Origin of the sequence: Nostoc commune NIES-4072, assembly GCF_003113895.1 — a bacterium.
Taxonomy (GTDB): domain Bacteria; phylum Cyanobacteriota; class Cyanobacteriia; order Cyanobacteriales; family Nostocaceae; genus Nostoc; species Nostoc commune.
This window is the reverse complement of record NZ_BDUD01000011.1, coordinates 1-17,877: the sequence shown is the minus strand read 5'-3', so window position 1 is coordinate 17,877 and position 17,877 is coordinate 1. Positions and strand designations below refer to the sequence as shown.

The window sequence follows — 17,877 nt, the reverse complement described above, 5'->3', positions numbered from 1 at the left end:
CAACGGTTGCATCAATGTTTCAGCCTCACAACAACCGTGAAACGCTACTTACACGAGCCTGAAACATGAAACATGAAACATGAAACGTTAGTTAATAACGACTACTTTTGCTTGTGACAGTGACGATAAAAAGTTGAGAGTTTTACGATATGTCAAGACCTAAAAAACAACCAACATCTATAAGCGCGGACGCACCTAACACAAACGAGGCTGAAACTATAACAGAGAAAGCATCGATGCCATCAAAAAAGGTAATTCATTTGATGCTAGATGCTGGGCGCTCCAGTATTAAATATCAGGCTTTCGTTAATAACTCTACTGGCACAACACCAGTGATGAAGACCGAATCCTTAGTGTGTTGTGTGCCATCAGTACCCTTTGGAGAATTAGGAGCTTTCAGCCTAAGTCGAGCCAAAGATGAAAACAACAAAGATGTTGTAGAGCATTGGGTTGTTGGTAGCTCCGCCAGACTGCAAGGCAAAGAATATATAGCGATGAGTGATTCCGAGAATTACAAAGTACACTACTTCCCAATCCTTGCATTAGGCGCGATCGCCTCCTTGCCAAATCTACTTGAGTTGTCCACGGGTACAAGCGCCAAGCGTAGAACCTTGCACATTCGTTTATCAACCCTCTCGCTAGCTTCCCCATTAGAACTAAAAAAAGCCATTGAACAATGCAAGTGGATAGCAGTAGATGGTGTTAGATACCGTTTGTGTTTCTCTAAACTTGGCTTTCTGGGATTTCCAGAGGGATATGGCGCGTCACTTTGGGCAAGCGAACGCTTTGACGATAAACAATTCCATACTTTTGATATTGGGTATGGTACAGCCACAATCAGCGAATACAGTAATCAAGGCTTATTACCAAAACGGGTAACTTGTAGTCCGAATGGTGGCGGTGGTGTTGCCACACTCATCAAAGAATTCTCCAGAGCATTAAGCAACACCGATTCTTCTAAAATGATTCGCCCCTCCCAACTGCGCGAGATTTTAGAAACTGCAACCGTTGGCGATAACGGCATAAGCGCGATTGCACCTGATGGCGAAGATATTGGGAGTGAGTTAGAGAACGCGATTCATTCATGGATGAAAGATTCTCCCTTGGCTTATGCCCTAGATGACGTATCCGTGAAAGCCAGACGCAGCAAAGTAACTTTGTGTGGCGGTGCGTTTGCGATCGCGCCCGTGCAGATGTTGATTAAAGAAAGATTACTCAAAGGGAGCATTCCAGAAAGTAACTTGTTGATTCCCGAAAATCCGGGAACCGTTGCTTTATCAGAAATGAAAAAACTTTACTTAGGAGAAACGACCGATGTTAACCAAGCGGCTTAATTACAACGTCCCTCAAGACTTGACTCCAGCTATCAGAATGCTTGCAGAAATGGATGGGACAACCCCCGCTTACTGGCTGAGAAAAGCTCTAGAGAAAGTAGTTTCGGAAAGATTCTCTGTCAATAACAATCATCAAATCAATTTAGGGGATTTGGAAGCAATAAGAGGTGAATAATATGATGAACAGTATTGTTAGCACAGAAGAAATAGTAATTGTTCTGGCTGGTGTTGAGCAAACTTTAAGGTTGATTCAAGCTACTCCCGAATATAGGAGACTGCAAACATCAGAGCATTTTACTACATCAAATGATTTGGTTTTGAATGATGCCATTCAATCAATTTCTGAAGTTTTAGATGGCATTGAAAAAGTACAACTCGCTAACAGTTCTGATGAGTATTAATTGTGCGAACGCTTGCCCGGAGAAGAAAAGCGTTCGCCCAGTTGTGACTTATATCAGGGATGAAATCAGTACACACATTCAAGGATATCAAAATGGCGCACCCTGTAGGATATTACTCCCTCTCTCACGACAACGCACTGATTAAAGATATGTGTGAGACATGGGGGGAAGGATTAGAAAAGATGAACGAATCAGACACACTCTGGTTAATTGCAAAAATCGCTCATGAAGCATGGCTAGAGTGTGATTCTTCTACCGCTCCTAGCAACGAAGCGGAGTCAGTATTGAAACGACTGCATGAGTTAAAGCAATGGGAAAAATTTGCACTGATTACCGCAATGGCACAGTAGTCTCATGTACAAGAAACAACTGTATCTAGCTTTGGCTGGAGTCGGGGTCTGCTTCTTGCCTGTAATCATCCCCTTAATTCCCAAGTTGGGGGCTTATGCAGAAGCTGAGAGATTAAAAGCCACCGAAGGATTAGAGCGTAAACGCATAGAAGAACGGGCTAAAACCAGCGATGCCTTATATGAGGCGGGAGTCATGCCCACAACTCGTTCTCTAAGAATCACGAATTATTTTGACAGCAGTAAACGCAACCCCAGACCAGACACAACCCTTTATCAAGATGACGAGATTGTTGATGTCTTTGATGCTTCTGGGCGCTGCATAGGTCGGATTGAAGAAGGGATTTGGAAATGGAAATACAAAGCTAAAGAGATTTGTAAAAGCGTTCAAAATACCAAACCAGTAAGGAGGAAGTAATGGCGTTAGGAACATCTGGTGCAGAAAGTAATAGCACTGGTAACAGTGATGGTAAACCCAAAGGTAAGAAGCGAACGCTTGGTGAAATCATAGATTTTTGCGCCAAGGCTGTTGTGATGATTGTCGGCTTACCGATTAGAGCAGCCGCCGCGATAGTCAATCAGTTTGTTGCTAACGGTGGTGCGGGTCGTGCGTTGGTAGGTGGGATTTTATTTATCGGCGGTTCCATAATTAGTGCTGATTCAACTTGGCAATTAATCTTTACTGGGCCCCCGGTTTGTCCTTGGTTTGAGACGGCTTGGAATTGGCTAAATGTGCCGTTTGCACTGTTCAACCCTTTGTTTTACTTGGCATTCATGGTTTCTGTAGGCGTTCAGGTAATTGAAGCCCATGCCTTACGCGGTAAAAACCCAGATTCAGCTAGGCGGGAACTTCAAGATCACATGGTTTATGAGCTTGAAACCAAGCCTAGTGGCAAGATTGACCTCGTTGGTGAGCTTTGGAAGGACTACAAGACCGCAGGTACACGCGATCGCTCTAGTGCAGGGCTGGTTGTGATTGCGGTTTGGGTGTTCGATATTGTCACCACCTTTGCAGCTCGTAACCCATTCGACTACACAGCCCCGTTGATGATATTGGGCTGCACCTTATTCAACATTGGGACAATGATGGCGGGTGAAATTGGGTTCGCTATCTGGCGGTTGACCAAAGATTAAAGCTCGTGCCGCTCAAAAACTCTTTACATTGAGCGGCTTCTTAATTCAACAGGGCATTTGTTTTATGCATTGCAATAATATCCCAAAAATTACAACTAAGGAAACGGAACACTTACGCGATTCTTATCCCGCCTTATCCCATTTGGAGGCAGGAAATGTTTCTGAATGGTTGCAAGAGCGCAAGGATCAATTATTTGAAATGGCACGGGCATCTGAGAACGAAGCAGACATGACCCGTGTACTTGGCTTACTGGCTTCTGGGATAGGAGCGGTTTGTTATGCTGTCAATCCAATGGCACTGGTTGGTGGTTTAATTGGCGGTGCTGCATGGCTATGGTTTGTTGTCGAACACTCCAACCGCACTAAAGAAATTGCACCTTTTCCCTTTGTACGTGGCAACTTTATAGACGCGGTTGCCCGTGCTGGTGACTATGATAATCGGAGCAATTATCAAGCAGATCATCTTGCTAATACTGTTAAATTTCTAGAGCGACAATCAGCAGAAGAGTACGCCTTTCTTCATGCTGAATTTGAAAATATTGGGCAGTATTTAACGCAAGTTGAGCCAGGAAAACGTTTTTATGCTTATCGCTGGATGTTTGGCTGGTTTGGCAAGCTCAAGGGTCGTCAGCTACCCACTTATCAAAGTATGGCTCTCCATTTACAGGATGTGACGATTGACAGTCGGGTGAATCTGTCAGAGATAAGTGCTATTGCACAAGCTCAAACCCAGTTACCACCGACCGTAGATATCAAACAGTTTCAATCGCCACAGGTAGATATTCAGCACAACCATCAAGCTGCTTCTCTTTCTAGACCTACAGAGTTACAGCCATCAGCTAATGGGCTTGCACCACAGACTATAATTAATCTCCCTCTAGCGAACAGAGCAAACGCACTCATCGCGGCTTTAACGAAAAATGGTTTTCAAGTAGAAGATATGATGAGTTCCCAAGTCATTGCGATCGCTGGCACTCAGCGAGGTGGTAAGGGAACCTTAGCAGCAATCTTGGCAACATTATCTCTAGCTTTAGATTCGGGATTAAACACCCAATACTTTACAGCCGGGGTGGACGTTTACCCCTTTAGTTGCAATCTGATTTCTGCTCTTAAATACCCCGAAAAAGATGCGGACGGTGCAGATAAACTAGTCGCCCGTGACTTGCTTAAATTTCTTAAAGGCTTAGATGCAAGTGAACCTTACTCCCATAAAAACTTACTGTTAGTCATTGATGAGGCGATGCGGTTGCTGTCCCTACTTGATGAGAGCGATCGCACTTGGGCTATTCAATATTTACTTTCTCGCTTCGCCAAGTGTGGCGGTACATTAATTATCGTATTGCATGGCTCTAACCTGACAAGCGTGGTAGGTAAAGCTACGGCAGGACTAGCAGACACCTTTAAGCAATCGGTTAACTTTATTGGGTGTGTAGCTCAGTCTGTAAGCGCTGGTGGATTGCGAAAGATTAATGTTGCCAGTGGCGAATATTTCAAAGCCAACCCTAATAACTTTGCTGAACCTGTTAACGGTGGCAATCTCGGCATGATTCCAGACTGGCTAAAGATAGAGTTACACCCAGGAAATGGTCAACCAGATCCAGCTAGAACATTACTCAAATTCTTCCCGGAACTGGTGCAGCATCACCAGCCAGCAGTTATGCCCAGAGGCGAGAAAATTGCACCAGATGACGCAGTTAATCAGCTAGAATCCATTTTTTCAAAGCCTACCCAAGACGTTGAAATTGCAGAGCTAGAATTCGTCAGCATTTCTGAGGCTGACTTGTCGCAAATTTTAAACATCGTTACTTCAGCCGTTGCAACACCAGTCAGCTTTGCCGCGATTAGAAATAGCCGAAAGTGGGGCGAAGAGAAACCTAGTGTTCGGTATTTAAGGGGTGCGATTGCACAACTTATAGAATCCAAGCAATTGAAGGGTAGCGAGAAGTTAGGCTTTACCGCTTTTTAATATTACTGCAATCTCAAAAAGCCGTTAAGAAAGCACTTAGTTCCAAGACATCAAGACATCAAAAGCCGAAAATCTTAGCAATGGATTTAAATTTATGCACCCAATTGAGTTTAAGAAAAAATGGCAGTTAACTTACGACGAGCTTGCCCTTGTCTTAGGTTATCAAGGTGATTATACTGTCCGTTCTTGGAATATGATTGTCAGACATAAGCGCAACCCTCAAAAAGTTGTTTATGTCGCTTGTCGTCTTCTAGATGAGAAGTGGTCAACTCAAGGTAAGCTTGTGCATTCTTATCTCTAATTCTTTGTATGATTGGGGCAAACATTACGTTAACCATGTTTGCCCCAATCACTATATATTGCCCTTCATCTTTGATTTCGGTCAGTCCCCAAACGCTTTTCTACCCGTTGTAGCTTGACATTACTATAACCAGTGCGCTGCCAGATAGCTCGTAGATAGGTATTGAAATCATCCGAGATTTTTACCGGAATTAATTGATTGATTGAAAAGAACATTGACAAAGCAAATATTGTCGTAATTAACCCCATCATTCCATATTTAGTTAGGGGTTCAGCGCGAATAGGAGTCAGTTGATGTTGAAGCTTTTTTATGAAAACTCTTCAGACCACTGGCCGCCAGTTCTACCCCATGACCTTTAAACACATCAGAAACATCTTCATAAGAGTAGCCAGCGTCTAACATATCCTGAATAGGTTTAGCCAAACTGAGGACTAAATCTGACAGGCTGATAGTTTTAGGAGTCGCCGCAAAGTGTTTAAGACTGGTTTGAATATCTTCTATTTTTGATAAAGGAACAGCTTTCGGTTTGCGCGGCATATCCAGCACTAGTAATAAATTATTCCATTGTAAAAAAAACGTGACCAGAAAAAGTTTAAGTTTCTTGTCGTGATGTGACGAATATCAATCAATATGGGTTTATATCCTCGTGAGGTAGACTAGTTTAAAAAAGCAGTTACCCATGAATCAACACTTTGACATCAAAGGCTGTTGGCAGCATTGTTAAACAGACCCTGCCCTCGGTTACACCGAGGAAATTGCACAGAGTCAATCGTGGTTCGCCAAAGTCTCTTACTCCCCCAGTCTCCCGTTGTGCCCCTTGGCTCTCGTTATCCCAGTCCTGTCGTGGGGGGTTAGGCAAGCAATACGCCGTAACGCCCTCCGGGCTACTTTTACCTTCGGTAAAAGCGGCGTGGTTGCTTGTTGGGGGTATCCCCCAAACCCCCTTTTATAGGTCTATTAAAGGGGTAAATGAGTCAACAAGAGGTTCCGGGTTATTCGCCTACCTGCTCGGCGCAAAGCGCCGTAGCAGCTACAGCGAATAACCCGGTAAAAAATAAATATTTAAAGAGCTAAACGCTTAACTAGTTATGCAGCCAGACCCCCGTATCAACCTCAGTAATCAACTAGCTGACACATTAACCAATCGGTCAGTAGCATCAGATGAAAAGCGAGAAGTAACCATCACGTTTAGAGCTAGCTATGCCGAGAAAGCTAGATTAGAGCAGCGTTGCAGTGGAGTGGTGCAAAGTGACTATATAAGAGCGAGATTATTTGACTACCCTCTACCACATCCTAAATTAGTCATACCCGAAGTGAACCGACAGGCTATCTACGAGCTAAAGAAGATTGGTAACAACCTGAATCAGCAGACTAGGGCTATTAACGAAGCCGTGAAAATTGGTAGTCAACCGTTGACGGTGGAGGTGAAATCATATCTGAAAACTCTTGAAGAATTGATGGAACTCTTAGAACAAACTCGCCAACAAATTACCCAACCTATATCGAGTGATGATAATGGTAAGCTCGATAAGCAGGTAACTAGAGAGTAGCTGATTTATGCCAGAAAACGATGACAAAAAAACTGAGCTAATCAACGTAGCCAGCCAGCTTATTACAACTCGATTCAAGCCTAATTACCACGAAATTGGAGCAGCCATACTCACCCGCTCTGGTCAAGTCTTTTCTGCTGTACATATAGAGGCGACTGTGGGAAGAATTGCTGTGTGTGCCGAAGCAATTGCTATTGGTATGGCTGCTACTGCTGGAGACACAGAAATTGAAATGATTGTAGCAGTTAATAGAGATGGTCAGGTTGTATCGCCCTGCGGTATGTGTCGAGAGTTAATAGCGGATTATGCACCAGATGCCAAAGTAATAGTTCCAGGCGAAGCTGGTTCCATGCTTATTACTATTAATGACTTACTTCCCAATAAATATCACAGATAGAATCAACCCTATCAGAGCATATCCGTGTCTCTCTATTAGAGGTTAAGAGTAAAGCTTTCGTCGATTATACACAGGATACTCTTACATTGAACCAAAGTAATATCTAGGTGTTAGAGGCGGAGAGATGATTACTAAAGTCAAAGCTAACAAATCATTTCGTGGCACTACTAAATATGTGCTTGAGAAAGAGAAAGCCAAAATTATTGGCGGGAATATGTATGGTAAAAGCACCAATCAACTGGTGGAGCAGTTTACCTTATCAGCCCATCTTAACCCGCAGCTAAAAGACCCATGCTATCACCTAATGCTTAGTGTACCGAAAAATGATAGAACGCTAAATGATGACGAATTAGCTAATCTGTCCCAACGTCACTTGGCATCGGTCATTGTACTATCGCGGCTTCAAGGTGATGAGTCCCAAGTTAAACAACCTGATAAAAGGATAGACGACAGCAAACTAAAACAGCTAGTTGATGATTTTATAGAAACTGAATTACCAGCTTATGACTTCTTTATAGCGCGGCACTCAGACAAAGAACACGACCACACCCACATCGTTGCATCTAGAGTCAATAACCTAGATGGTAAATCTATTCGTACCTGGAACAATTTCGCCCATTCGGAACACTCAGCCCGACTACTAGAGCGAGAATTTCAGCTAACCCCAGTCCAAAGTAGTTGGGAGAGTAAGCAAAAGGCTATGACTCGTAACCAACTTGAACGAGTCGAGCGCGATGGACTTCCCGGCGAAGAAATAATGCGCCGAGCGATTGAGCAAGTGGCAGTAAATAAACCCACAATACAAGAGCTAATTGAGCAGTTGTGGAGAGAGCATCAAGTCAAAGCCATCGTTAGTTATTACGGTCATGGTGGGGTAAGGGGTATTAAATTTGGTATTGATATTGGCTCAGTTAATGAAGATGGTAGCCCCCGTTTGCTCTGGAAACAGGGAGGTAATCTCAATAAATATAAGTGTTCCTTTACAAAGCTCCAGACAGAATTGGGGATAAACTACGACCCCTTACGGGACGATAGCGAAATTAAACGTTTGAATAAATTCTTAGAATCTGTAGATAATAGCCAGCTTAATCAACAAGTAATATCAACCATATTACCTAAAAAAGCTCAAGCTATAGCCGAAACTAAACACCAGCTAGCCCCAGCTAAATCAGATGCGAAACAACGAGCAAGTTCAGAACTCATAAATACAATTTCTGACTTGATTTCACAGTCAGTAGTTGAGTCAACTTTAAGTGAAACGTTGCCACAATTAACAGAACAACTCTCTCAAGTCAGGCAGCAGAGCGAAGCAGTCAGAACTGCATTCGATGACCTCGAATCGGCGATTACTCAAGAGTTACAATCCCATGTAGAGAAAAGAGCTATCTTATCAATCTTTGATTATATTGAGCAATCGACTGTCTCTTCAGCATTAACTGAAACAGTATTAGAATTAACGCAACAACTTTCTCAATACAAAGAGGGACTTGTGTTACAGCTAAAGCTACATTTAAAGACCTGGATGCAGTGCTTGCGACTGAGTTGCAATCATATCTAGAGAAAAGAGCCATTTCATCAATTGCTGATTATATTGAGCAATCGACTATCTCTTCAGCATTAACTGAAACAGTATTAGAATTAACGCAACAACTTTCTCAATATCAGCAGCTATCAGCCGGAAGAACCATCTTCGACGACCTGGAAGCAGCGATTGTTTATTTGGAGCAACTCCATAGATCGCAAAAAACAGTAGACGCAATTGCTCTTAATAAAACTCCAACTATAACCACAGATGAACCAAAGCTAAAAGATAATCTTTCAGCCGAGTTATATAAGCATTACAGCGCCGACTTGCAAAACTTATTAGTGACTGACCGAGATAAAGAAATTGCTATACGGGCGCTATTAGATGATAAGCCAATCCAAGATGTTGAAGAAATTATCTTTGCTAGTCCAGCCCGATGGACACAAGATGAAGCTAGAGAATTGGTACTTATCGCTAGCAACCAACTGGCAACTCAAAAGTCAGAACCAGAACAGTCACTCGATGAAAAGCAGCGTAAAGAAGAGGAATTCTTAGCTATGGCTGTGCCTATTGCTGTTGAACTCATCAATTGGCAACTAAGAGAAAGTGGCTCAAATAGCCTTAGATTCAAACGTGCCACTCTGGAGAAGCAGGGTAGAGAATTGGTATTTACCCATGATGAACGAGGTGAGATTTTTCGAGTGGCAGTCAACCGAAACCAGTCAGGTAAGCTTGAGTATTCACCGATTTATATTGGGTCAGTAGAAAGAGAAGATATTCAGGTTTGGCAAAAAGCAGACCACGTATTGCAACAAATAATAGAAGAACAGCAACAAGAACTCAGACAAAATAAAGGATTTTCCCTTTAGGTGATGACGCACTTCAAACCTACCAAGCTCAATCGAGAGCGGTATCTGCCACTGCCACAAATCCTATCTGGAGCCAACCCGCCTATTGCAGGCAGAGGCAGACATTCCGAGTCAGTCCGCCTAGAAGTTAAGAGTTGCTTAGGTTACTGTTGGGTGAAACAACGCCGCCAGATACGTGTAAAATTGGACATACTAAAATGAGTTAGTATCATCAACTAAAAGTACAGCACTTTTTATTGTGGATTCCATTTCAATTTTGCAGCAAGCTTTAAATGACTTCTGCTCACAAGTACTTTTTGATACAAGTTTTGTGGCGAAGGCGTTTAAGCAGATACACTTCATGAAACGCGAGTTTGGCAAAGGGTATGCCTTAGTTAATGTTGGAGAGTTTCGCCCAGACATTGATGAATTCATTTACCCAGAAAAAGATGGGCTTGGAACTTTGTGGCTGGATGAAGAGACAACTCATCAATATCTAAACAGCGAAATGGCCGCTAACGTTTTGAACGTTGTCGATCACGAATCCTGCCCCCCTCACCATGAAATTTTCATTTTCATGGGCAGTATTGATAATGGCGATGCAATAAAAGAAGGTCGATACAGTGTAGCTGTCATGAGTTTCAATGTTGCTGACCCCTACCGTATTAAACCTTCATCAATTACATCTAAGCAAATTGAGAAACGTTTGCGACGGATGGCTACTAGCGGAGTCCGTCTGCTGATTCTCGATACCTCTAATCCTGATTTTATGGGTAAGAACCTTGCAAAATGGCTACGTGAAATCAAGAGGTTAGGAAAAAACGCAAATCAACACTTTAGCGTCATGATAGATGCCACTGATGAGTTTCCAGCAGAACTGCCGCCGGATTTGCAAGATGACTGCTGGACGATCAGGGTTGGCAATTAGTCCGCGACTGCATTACACGTTTTAGCCCAAAGGTGTAATAGCTGGCTCAATCTCTTCTGGCTTCATTCATTTCCCCCACGCGATTCACAGAGTCCTTTAAGCTTACTAAGTTTCCTGTTCGGGTTGCTTGGGAAGGGAACATTCAACTGTGACTTTGAGATTACTTTTGGCAGTACCTTTAGTGACATAGGTTTGGCTTTTGTGGGTGGCCGCCCTTTTACTGGTACAGCCAAAACAAGCTTTTTCTCCGTTTTTTGATAAAACAGCGATTTTATTTCTGTAACTCCTTCATGGCAAGCCTTTCAAGCTTTACGTGGCGGCAAAATCTGTCTTGGCTACTTTTACCCCTATTAAAGCAGAGACTTTCCAATTGAACGCTTTTTCAGGGGTTCCTAGTTGAGACTTCTGGGGCGGAGATTGATTGTCGGAAGCATTAGACATAAAGTACCCCCATAAATGGCATAACCTTTGAGGACAATAGACAACTTCCCAGACGTTTTCGGAATGACAGATAACCTGGAAGGACTCGATGCCGAGCCAGCTAACAATTATTTAGACTGAAAAATTCTGCCTAATCGCCAATATAGCGAATTAGACTGAGAACTTTTCCGCATAATATTCCAAATAGGCTAATTAGAACGAAACCTTCCGCATTTCTTCCAACAAAGAACGTGCTTTTTCAGCCTAACTATTTATTATGGGGAAACTTTCTATATAAATACCTCAAATCGGGTGATTATACAGAATTTTTCTATATAACATTCATATTCGGGTATTATAGGGAATTTTTCCATATAACTACCTTAAGTAAGCTTATTATATAGAATTTTTGCACATAACATCCTTCTAAAGTTCGTAAATTTTATAGTTGGCTTATCGTTTTGGCTCATGATTCATGCAGCATTGCACGTAAGAGCCATTACGTGTAATTACTGCCTATATATATTGATCTGGCGTTGAGCCGACAATCGTGTAATTTGCGTTTAGATGGTACAGAGTAGAGCATATACTCTGTGGTTGATTTCGGCAGACCCCCTGAAGTTCAAATTTATATAACGTTCAAATCCCAAAATTTTTGGGAATACTAAGTTTACGTTTTTACGTGCCATAAATATACACTTTACAACCCTGAATAAATTGCAATCTCGATAGAGTTGGCATTTCTCCAGGGTTTTTTATATGCAATAGGTTTATTAGCGCAAAGTCTGTACTGTACTCTGTACAAACAAGCCTGCCTTGAGATCACAACAGACATTAGATAAGCTTGTAATTAATTTAGCTTTACATTACTGAGATACAAAGACCGTGTAAAAGTGGTCAATTTATAGCTACAAATGTATTTTTGTAATTAATTACATTTGTATTAATACTCTTTTGTGCATTTGTAAATTTGTAATTTAGGGATTAAGCTTGGTATTGTTACTTTCTGGAATTTGTCATCACCTAATGAATTACATTTTTACAAAAACACATTTATGAAAATTGCAGTTTTGAACCAGAAGGGGGGCAGTGGCAAGACCACAGTATCTATCCATTTGGCTCATGCTTTTTCGATGAGAGGGTATCGAGTATTACTTGTTGATACTGACCCTCAAGGCTCGACCCGTGACTGGGCAGCAGCACGTAATGGTGAGGCTCCATTTAGCGTTATTGGTTTGGATCGTCCTATCTTGCATAAAGAATTGCCCAAACTAGCGCAGGGGTATGATTTTGTTTTCATTGATGGTGCGCCAAGAGTTTCTGACTTAACCAGATCAGCAATCATGGCAGTGGATTTTGTGCTGGTTCCTGTACAACCATCTCCTTTGGATGTGTGGGCGGTGCATGAGGTAGTAGAACTGGTACAAGAGGCCACTATATATAAGCCAGACCTAACAGCAGCATTTTTAATCAACAGAAAGATAGTGAACACTGCTCTTGGGCGAGAAGTAACTGAAGTTTTAGGAGAATACCCCTTTCCAGTGTTAAAAGCACAGATAAGTCAAAGGGTAGCATTTGCTGAGTGTTTGAACATTGGGAGTACTGTTTTGGAAGCTGCCCCGAAAAGTGCTGCCAGTGATGAAGTACGAGCTGTTGTTGAGGAGATATTAGCGGCGAAGGAGGAAAAGAATCATGGCAGAAGTTAAAAAATCACAAAAACTAAGCTTGAGGCCAGGTGTTCAGAAAACGCCTGTAAAAGATGAAGCAGCAGCGTGGGTGGAAAGTCGTAATGGTGCTGAAACACCTAGCACTACAGGGATAGAAGAAGCTAACAATGGCAAAAGCAAGCGCGTTACTTTTGAAGTCACTGAAGCACAGCACCAGGAGATTAAAATCCGCGCTACCAAAAAAGGCATCACCATTAAGGAATATATGATTGCTCTAGTTGAGGAGGAGCTAAAAAGCTAATGTAATAAATTACATTCTTACACTTGTATTTATTTACATAATTACATTATTACAACTGTTTGGAGATTTCAGACGCAGTTGGCTCTCTTTGGGGTTTGAGTTATGAGTGATTTAACGGTTAATGATGGTTCATATCAGCAGTTGTTAGATCGCATTGGTGAGTGTTTGGCGTTGGGGCAACAACGGGCTTTTGAGCAGGTTAATTCAGTTTTAGTGGAAACTTACTGGCAGATTGGGCGTTATATTGTCGAGTTTGAGCAAGCGGGCAAGGAACGGGCAGAATATGGCAGTAAGTTGTTACAGGTGCTTTCACGAGATTTGAAAGCGGCGTATGGTAAGGGATTTAGCCGTTCTAATTTGCAGTATATGCGTCTGTTTTATTTGAACTATGAGAATTGCCAAACACTGTCTGGCAAATTGAGTTGGTCGCACTATACAGAGCTTTTAGCTATTTCCGATGATTTGGCGCGGTCATTTTATGAGCAGCAGTGCATCCAAGATCGCTGGAGTGTGCGGGAGTTGAAACGCCAGAAGGATTCGGCTTTGTTTGAGCGGGTGGCATTGAGTAAGGATCGGGCGGAGATTTTGGCACTGGCTAAGGATGGGCAACGGATCGAGTCGGCGCGGGATGTGGTCAAAGATCCTTATGTGTTCGAGTTTTTGGATTTACCAGACCGCTATTATCGTGAGAGTGAGTTAGAAAATCGTTTAATTGCTGAGTTGGAGAAATTTTTACTTGAGTTGGGCAAGGGGTTTGCATTTATTGGGCAGCAATACCGAATTACGTTAAACAACACGCATTTTTTTGTGGATTTGGTGTTTTATCATCGCATTCTCAAGTGTTTTGTCTTAATCGATCTGAAGACGCAAGCGGTGAGTCATCAGGATATTGGACAGATGAATATGTATCTAAATTATTTTCGGGCTGAGGAGAATATGGAGGATGACAACGAGCCGATAGGGATTGTGTTGGCGCGAGATAAGGATGAGATTTTGGTTGAGTATGCGACGGGTGGTATTTCTAATCAGCTTTTTGTGTCGAGATATCAACTTTATTTGCCAGATCCGGAGGTTTTAAAGCAGGAGTTAAGGCGGCTTTTGGAGGTAAATGATGGGTGATGTTCCCTGCCTCCTCTCAACAGATGTCGTCAAACTATCAAATCCCGACATCTCCCCGAACTGGGGACAGCATCTCCAAACTTGCCGCCGCCCAAAACAACTGCTATAGTCCAGACCAAAAGACCAAACCTGTTGCTTAGATTTAATGAGGTTAATCGAAAATAACATCTCCATAGTTATGCCCCATTGGAGGTTATGAAGGTAGGACATAAGGAGAAACTGTAATGGTTAATGAGGAGCATTATGCTCGGCTGAATAAAGATGTGCAAGCTTGGAATGAGTGGAGAGCTAATAATCTAAATATAATTCCTGACCTCATTGAGGCTAACCTTAGCGGGGCTAACCTTAGCGGGGCTAAACTCACCAAAGCTAAACTCACCAAGGCTAACCTCACCAAGGCTAACCTTAGAGGGGTTAACCTTAGCGATGTAGACCTCACCAAGGCTAACCTCACCAAGGCTAACCTTAGCGATGTAGACCTTAGCGATGCAGACCTCAGATGGGCTAACCTTAGCGATGCAGACCTTAGCGATGCAGACCTCAGCAGAGTTAACTTCAGAGGGGCTAACCTTAGCGATGTAGACCTCACAAAGGCTAACCTCACCAAGGCTAACCTTAGCGATGCAAACCTCAGCAGGGCCAACCTCAGTAGGGCCAACCTCAGCAGGGCCGACTTCAGCAATGCAGACCTCACCGGGGCTAACCTCATCGGACTTGACCTCACTGGATCTAAACTCACTGGGTCTAAACTCACCGGGGCTAACCTAAGCAATGCAGACCTCACCGGGGCTAACCTCATCGGAATTGACCTCACCGGGGCTGACCTGAGTGGAGCTTTTCTCGTGGATGCCAACCTTGGTAATGCTAATCTCAGCAGAGCAAATCTAAGTGCAGCTATCCTAAATAATGTTAATATTAGTGGGGCTAATCTCAACGATATTGGTGTCGAAGAAGCTAACAAATATGGTTTAGAATTTAGTAGGACAAACCTCAGCGAGGCTAATCTTAATAATGTTTTTCTCGTGAATGCTAACATCAAGTATGCAAACCTCAGTGGTCTTGACCTCAGTGGGGCTGACCTTACAGGGGCTGACCTTAGTTATAGCGACCTTAGAGGAACTAGCCTAAATGGGGCTGGCTTAATTAGAACTCAAGCATTAAGAACAAATTTCACCGCAGCGAATTTTACAGGTGCTTGTTTAGAAGATTGGAATATTAATTCTGCTACAAAGCTGAATGACATTGATTGCCAGTATGTTTATTTGAAAAGTGACAAACAAGAGCGCCGTCCACATAGTGGAGAGTTTGCACCTGGGGAGTTTAGCAAGCTATTTCAGAAAGCTTTAGAAACAGTTGACTTAATTTTTACTGATGGCATTGACTGGAAAGCATTTCTCCTCTCCTTTCAAGAACTACAGGCTGAATATGGTGAAGAAGATTTATCAGTCCAAGCCATTGAAAAGAAAAGCGGTGGTGCATAATTCTTGTTCCATATTATCCAATCGTTTTTCTAAATTTTGTGTTGAAGAATTTAACTGCTCATAAGACAGATTCTCTCCAGACGTTTCACTGGCTTCAAAACATTTTTTTAGTTTCACATATTTTTGCTTCAATTTGTTAATTTCATCAGTTTGGTTTCGACCATATTTCATTTCTATAAATTTGTGAGATGCAATAGCTTCAAGAAAAATTTTTCGTAGTTCTCCTAGAATATCTTTAGGCATATAAAATTAGGAATGTAAGATTTATAGATAATCGTGTAAAAAATTTGTCAAAATTACAATACCCGATTAAGTACAGTATTAACAGTTACATTAGTGGTGTGGCTAGAGAAATATCACATAATTTTGCTAATAAACTTATTTACAACCGTGGATGAGATATCGTTTAAAAGTAATTACCTGTCAGAACTTTGATTCTCATGAGTGAAATTCTGATAAGTAACTTGGCAACTTAAAAATTTTAAGTTATAGAGAAATCACAAATCCCCCCAATCAAAATTCAGGAAGCGTCGAGCGTTCAGCTTGGTATATTTTTCAGTGTGCTTAATATCGCGGTGTCCCAGGAAGTCCTGAATTTCTCTAGTGTTATAACCCTGATTCACCAGATAGTAACCGCAAGCATGGCGCATCATGTGACAGTGAACTTTGATATCAAGTCCCGCCTGTGCCGCCAGCCGCCCGATTAACTTCCGCACCGCATCAGTAGACATCACCTCACCACGCTCGGAAACGAAAATGTATTTGCTATCAGGTAGCATCTCTCTGAGTTCTTTGAGCAATTCCAGTTCATCATCTCTCAGGGGATGCACCCCAGAGTCACTGCCCTTTTCCCTAGTGATGAAAATCTGACGTTCCTTCCACATCAATGCATCCCATCTTAAACCGCACTTAGCCCCTACAGCTTCCCCCACCCTCAGACCGTGGCGAAACATCATCAGCATCAGTGTATAATCACGGTGAGCATAACGAGCTTTGCGATCGAGCGCGGCATCGAGTAGAGATCGCACCTCACTTGGTGTAAGGTATTCTCTAGACCTGTAGTGCTTGTTAGGTAGACGAGTTGGGGGTGGCGGCCTCATTTATTCTCGCAGGTAGTGTCCGGTGTACGCGCCCTATTATGGACAGTCTACTACGCTACGATGCCGATTCTTTCGTCAGATGACGCGCCACTCAAGAGTTATTGCAAATTGTTATCAATTGCTAAATACGTCCGCTTTTTTGAGTCGAGATGAATTAGGCATCACCGTGCTAAACAGGGATGCTCCCGTTTATTCAGTCACGGTCAAACGTGAACGCACAAATTAACGACCTTACAAAACTGTCGCTTAACTGGTGGCAGGAACTAATATTTATTGCGAGGAATAGGAAAGGCGATGCCCTCTAATCGCCTTTCTTTCGGAAACTTGTTTCCTATTTAATTTCTATCTTTCAGGTGGTTTGCTGCAAGCCTCTTTGTTAAGTTTAAAATCCAAAGGAGATGAAGGAGAGGACTTGAAATTTACTGATATTCCGCAGTCAGATGATTCAACCACAGAAAGAAGGCGCTCGGACACTACTGCACCAACAAAAAGGCTACCCATAACAACTAGAGATGAGATTACTTTGGGAGTTTTCCCAAAAATACTTTTAGCTCTCGTAGCGAGGCTAACCTTGGGCAGTTCAGCCTTTTGTTTATCATTGGAGTTAGAGTTAGTTTGGTCAGGGTTGGTTTTGTTGCTCATTTCGGTTTCCTTGTTTTGTAGTAGCAAGCCAACTTGGGAGCTTAAAAACGTCCAGAGTTAAGAAGGCATCTTGGGAGCCTGAGAAACGTCCAAGTGAATTCATTTCTCTAGAGTCTATTAGCTTTACCTGGCTGTGCTGGCATTGCAGTAAAAAGTTGGCAATCATAGTGTTATGATTGCCTTCATAATATTGAGTTCAAAAAAAGTGATGCTTGCGGCGGTAAACTATGCACCCATCGCATCAATATGGTTTTTTGGTCAAAGCCTTTTAACTCATAGGGCCAGCTTTTAAACGAATAGTTCGACAATTGTCGCTATGTTGAACAATCAAGCCTTGCTTCAGACTCACCTTGCGGGTAAACAATATCAACTTGCCATCCTAGCTGCACTAGTGCTTCACCCACTTGATGCATATA

General features: G+C 42.5%; 24 protein-coding genes and 1 pseudogene. 17 read left to right on the top strand and 8 right to left on the bottom strand.

Translation table 11 applies throughout. The features are described 5' to 3' along the window. Positions 1 to 149 precede the first annotated feature (149 nt). The 8 genes from CDC33_RS37560 (at position 150) to CDC33_RS37525 (ending at position 5,483) form a co-directional block, all read left to right on the top strand. On the top strand, positions 150 to 1,334 hold the full coding sequence (locus tag CDC33_RS37560) for a hypothetical protein (RefSeq protein WP_146195954.1): 1,185 nt from the start codon (positions 150 to 152) through the stop codon (positions 1,332 to 1,334). Then, positions 1,315 to 1,509: a hypothetical protein gene (locus CDC33_RS37555; protein ID WP_094346748.1), complete on the top strand. Its 195-nt coding sequence runs from the start codon at positions 1,315 to 1,317 to the stop codon at positions 1,507 to 1,509. Before CDC33_RS37560 ends, CDC33_RS37555 begins: the two co-directional genes overlap by 20 nt. A 1-nt stretch (position 1,510) precedes the next feature. Continuing rightward, a complete protein-coding gene (locus CDC33_RS37550) occupies positions 1,511 to 1,735 on the top strand; it encodes a hypothetical protein (RefSeq protein WP_244919583.1) in 225 nt (74 codons plus the stop codon). 92 nt (positions 1,736 to 1,827) lie between these two features. After that, a complete protein-coding gene (locus CDC33_RS37545) occupies positions 1,828 to 2,085 on the top strand; it encodes a hypothetical protein (RefSeq protein WP_146195938.1) in 258 nt (85 codons plus the stop codon). A gap of 4 nt (positions 2,086 to 2,089) precedes the next feature. Continuing rightward, on the top strand, positions 2,090 to 2,500 hold the full coding sequence (locus tag CDC33_RS37540) for a hypothetical protein (protein ID WP_109013465.1): 411 nt from the start codon (positions 2,090 to 2,092) through the stop codon (positions 2,498 to 2,500). Then, positions 2,500 to 3,216, top strand: a complete 717-nt coding sequence (locus CDC33_RS37535; RefSeq protein WP_109013466.1) for a hypothetical protein — start codon at positions 2,500 to 2,502, stop codon at positions 3,214 to 3,216. Before CDC33_RS37540 ends, CDC33_RS37535 begins: the two co-directional genes overlap by 1 nt. 64 nt (positions 3,217 to 3,280) lie before the next feature. Further along, entirely contained in the window at positions 3,281 to 5,182 is a 1,902-nt protein-coding gene (locus tag CDC33_RS37530; protein WP_109013467.1) for a hypothetical protein, read from the top strand. Between the two features lie 94 nt (positions 5,183 to 5,276). Continuing rightward, entirely contained in the window at positions 5,277 to 5,483 is a 207-nt protein-coding gene (locus CDC33_RS37525) for a hypothetical protein (RefSeq protein WP_109013468.1), read from the top strand. Positions 5,484 to 5,548: 65 nt separating this feature from the next. On the opposite strand, the gene CDC33_RS37520 is transcribed toward CDC33_RS37525, so the two are convergent. From CDC33_RS37520 to CDC33_RS38125, 3 genes are all read right to left on the bottom strand, one after another. Next, positions 5,549 to 5,734 (bottom strand): hypothetical protein, encoded by a 186-nt coding sequence (locus CDC33_RS37520; RefSeq protein ID WP_219930155.1) that lies wholly within the window; start codon positions 5,732 to 5,734, stop codon positions 5,549 to 5,551. A 19-nt stretch (positions 5,735 to 5,753) separates the two neighbouring features. Beyond that, positions 5,754 to 6,020 carry a hypothetical protein gene (locus tag CDC33_RS37515; protein ID WP_244919599.1) on the bottom strand — a complete coding sequence of 89 codons (267 nt, stop codon included), beginning with the start codon at positions 6,018 to 6,020 and terminating at the stop codon, positions 5,754 to 5,756. 136 nt (positions 6,021 to 6,156) lie between these two features. Next, the gene (locus tag CDC33_RS38125; RefSeq protein WP_146195953.1) at positions 6,157 to 6,342 is read right to left on the bottom strand and encodes a hypothetical protein; all 186 of its coding nucleotides are present in this window, start codon (positions 6,340 to 6,342) and stop codon (positions 6,157 to 6,159) included. 229 nt (positions 6,343 to 6,571) lie between these two features. On the opposite strand from CDC33_RS38125, the gene CDC33_RS37510 reads away from it, so the two are divergent. The 5 genes from CDC33_RS37510 to CDC33_RS37495 all read left to right on the top strand — a co-directional run bounded on the left by CDC33_RS37510 (position 6,572) and on the right by CDC33_RS37495 (position 10,731). After that, positions 6,572 to 7,033, top strand: coding sequence for a plasmid mobilization protein (locus CDC33_RS37510; protein WP_109013600.1), 462 nt, complete (start codon positions 6,572 to 6,574; stop codon positions 7,031 to 7,033). A 7-nt stretch (positions 7,034 to 7,040) separates the two neighbouring features. Beyond that, entirely contained in the window at positions 7,041 to 7,430 is a 390-nt protein-coding gene (locus tag CDC33_RS37505; RefSeq protein WP_109013599.1) for a cytidine deaminase, read from the top strand. A gap of 124 nt (positions 7,431 to 7,554) precedes the next feature. Continuing rightward, positions 7,555 to 8,988 carry a relaxase/mobilization nuclease domain-containing protein gene (locus tag CDC33_RS41065; protein WP_244919598.1) on the top strand — a complete coding sequence of 478 codons (1,434 nt, stop codon included), beginning with the start codon at positions 7,555 to 7,557 and terminating at the stop codon, positions 8,986 to 8,988. After that, positions 8,958 to 9,824: a hypothetical protein gene (locus CDC33_RS41060; protein WP_244919597.1), complete on the top strand. Its 867-nt coding sequence runs from the start codon at positions 8,958 to 8,960 to the stop codon at positions 9,822 to 9,824. The genes CDC33_RS41065 and CDC33_RS41060 overlap by 31 nt, the downstream gene beginning before the upstream one ends. Positions 9,825 to 10,062: 238 nt before the next feature. Continuing rightward, positions 10,063 to 10,731 carry a hypothetical protein gene (locus CDC33_RS37495; RefSeq protein ID WP_146195952.1) on the top strand — a complete coding sequence of 223 codons (669 nt, stop codon included), beginning with the start codon at positions 10,063 to 10,065 and terminating at the stop codon, positions 10,729 to 10,731. A 309-nt stretch (positions 10,732 to 11,040) separates the two neighbouring features. On the opposite strand, the gene CDC33_RS41520 is transcribed toward CDC33_RS37495, so the two are convergent. Then, entirely contained in the window at positions 11,041 to 11,172 is a 132-nt protein-coding gene (locus CDC33_RS41520) for a hypothetical protein (protein WP_280524488.1), read from the bottom strand. A 1,034-nt stretch (positions 11,173 to 12,206) separates the two neighbouring features. Here CDC33_RS41520 and parA point away from each other — a divergent pair. The 4 genes from parA (at position 12,207) to CDC33_RS37475 (ending at position 15,719) form a co-directional block, all read left to right on the top strand. Next, a complete protein-coding gene (parA, locus tag CDC33_RS37490) occupies positions 12,207 to 12,857 on the top strand; it encodes a ParA family partition ATPase (RefSeq protein WP_109013597.1) in 651 nt (216 codons plus the stop codon). Further along, complete coding sequence (locus tag CDC33_RS37485; RefSeq protein WP_109013596.1) at positions 12,844 to 13,119, top strand: type II TA system antitoxin, ParD family; 276 nt, start codon at positions 12,844 to 12,846, stop codon at positions 13,117 to 13,119. Before parA ends, CDC33_RS37485 begins: the two co-directional genes overlap by 14 nt. A 102-nt stretch (positions 13,120 to 13,221) precedes the next feature. Further along, the gene (locus CDC33_RS37480) at positions 13,222 to 14,238 is read left to right on the top strand and encodes a PDDEXK nuclease domain-containing protein (protein ID WP_109013595.1); all 1,017 of its coding nucleotides are present in this window, start codon (positions 13,222 to 13,224) and stop codon (positions 14,236 to 14,238) included. Between the two features lie 224 nt (positions 14,239 to 14,462). Then, positions 14,463 to 15,719, top strand: coding sequence for a pentapeptide repeat-containing protein (locus tag CDC33_RS37475; protein WP_109013594.1), 1,257 nt, complete (start codon positions 14,463 to 14,465; stop codon positions 15,717 to 15,719). On the opposite strand, the gene CDC33_RS37470 is transcribed toward CDC33_RS37475, so the two are convergent. From CDC33_RS37470 to CDC33_RS41055, 4 genes and pseudogenes are all read right to left on the bottom strand, one after another. Continuing rightward, a complete protein-coding gene (locus CDC33_RS37470; protein ID WP_109013593.1) occupies positions 15,681 to 15,962 on the bottom strand; it encodes an aldo-keto reductase family protein in 282 nt (93 codons plus the stop codon). The two genes, CDC33_RS37475 and CDC33_RS37470, sit on opposite strands and share 39 nt — an antisense overlap. A 254-nt stretch (positions 15,963 to 16,216) precedes the next feature. Next, positions 16,217 to 16,819: a tyrosine-type recombinase/integrase gene (locus CDC33_RS37465; protein WP_109013592.1), complete on the bottom strand. Its 603-nt coding sequence runs from the start codon at positions 16,817 to 16,819 to the stop codon at positions 16,217 to 16,219. 342 nt (positions 16,820 to 17,161) lie between these two features. Further along, a complete protein-coding gene (locus CDC33_RS37460; protein ID WP_109013591.1) occupies positions 17,162 to 17,461 on the bottom strand; it encodes a hypothetical protein in 300 nt (99 codons plus the stop codon). Positions 17,462 to 17,735: 274 nt separating this feature from the next. Beyond that, positions 17,736 to 17,877: pseudogene (locus CDC33_RS41055) on the bottom strand (glycosyltransferase family 1 protein); the annotation flags it as partial.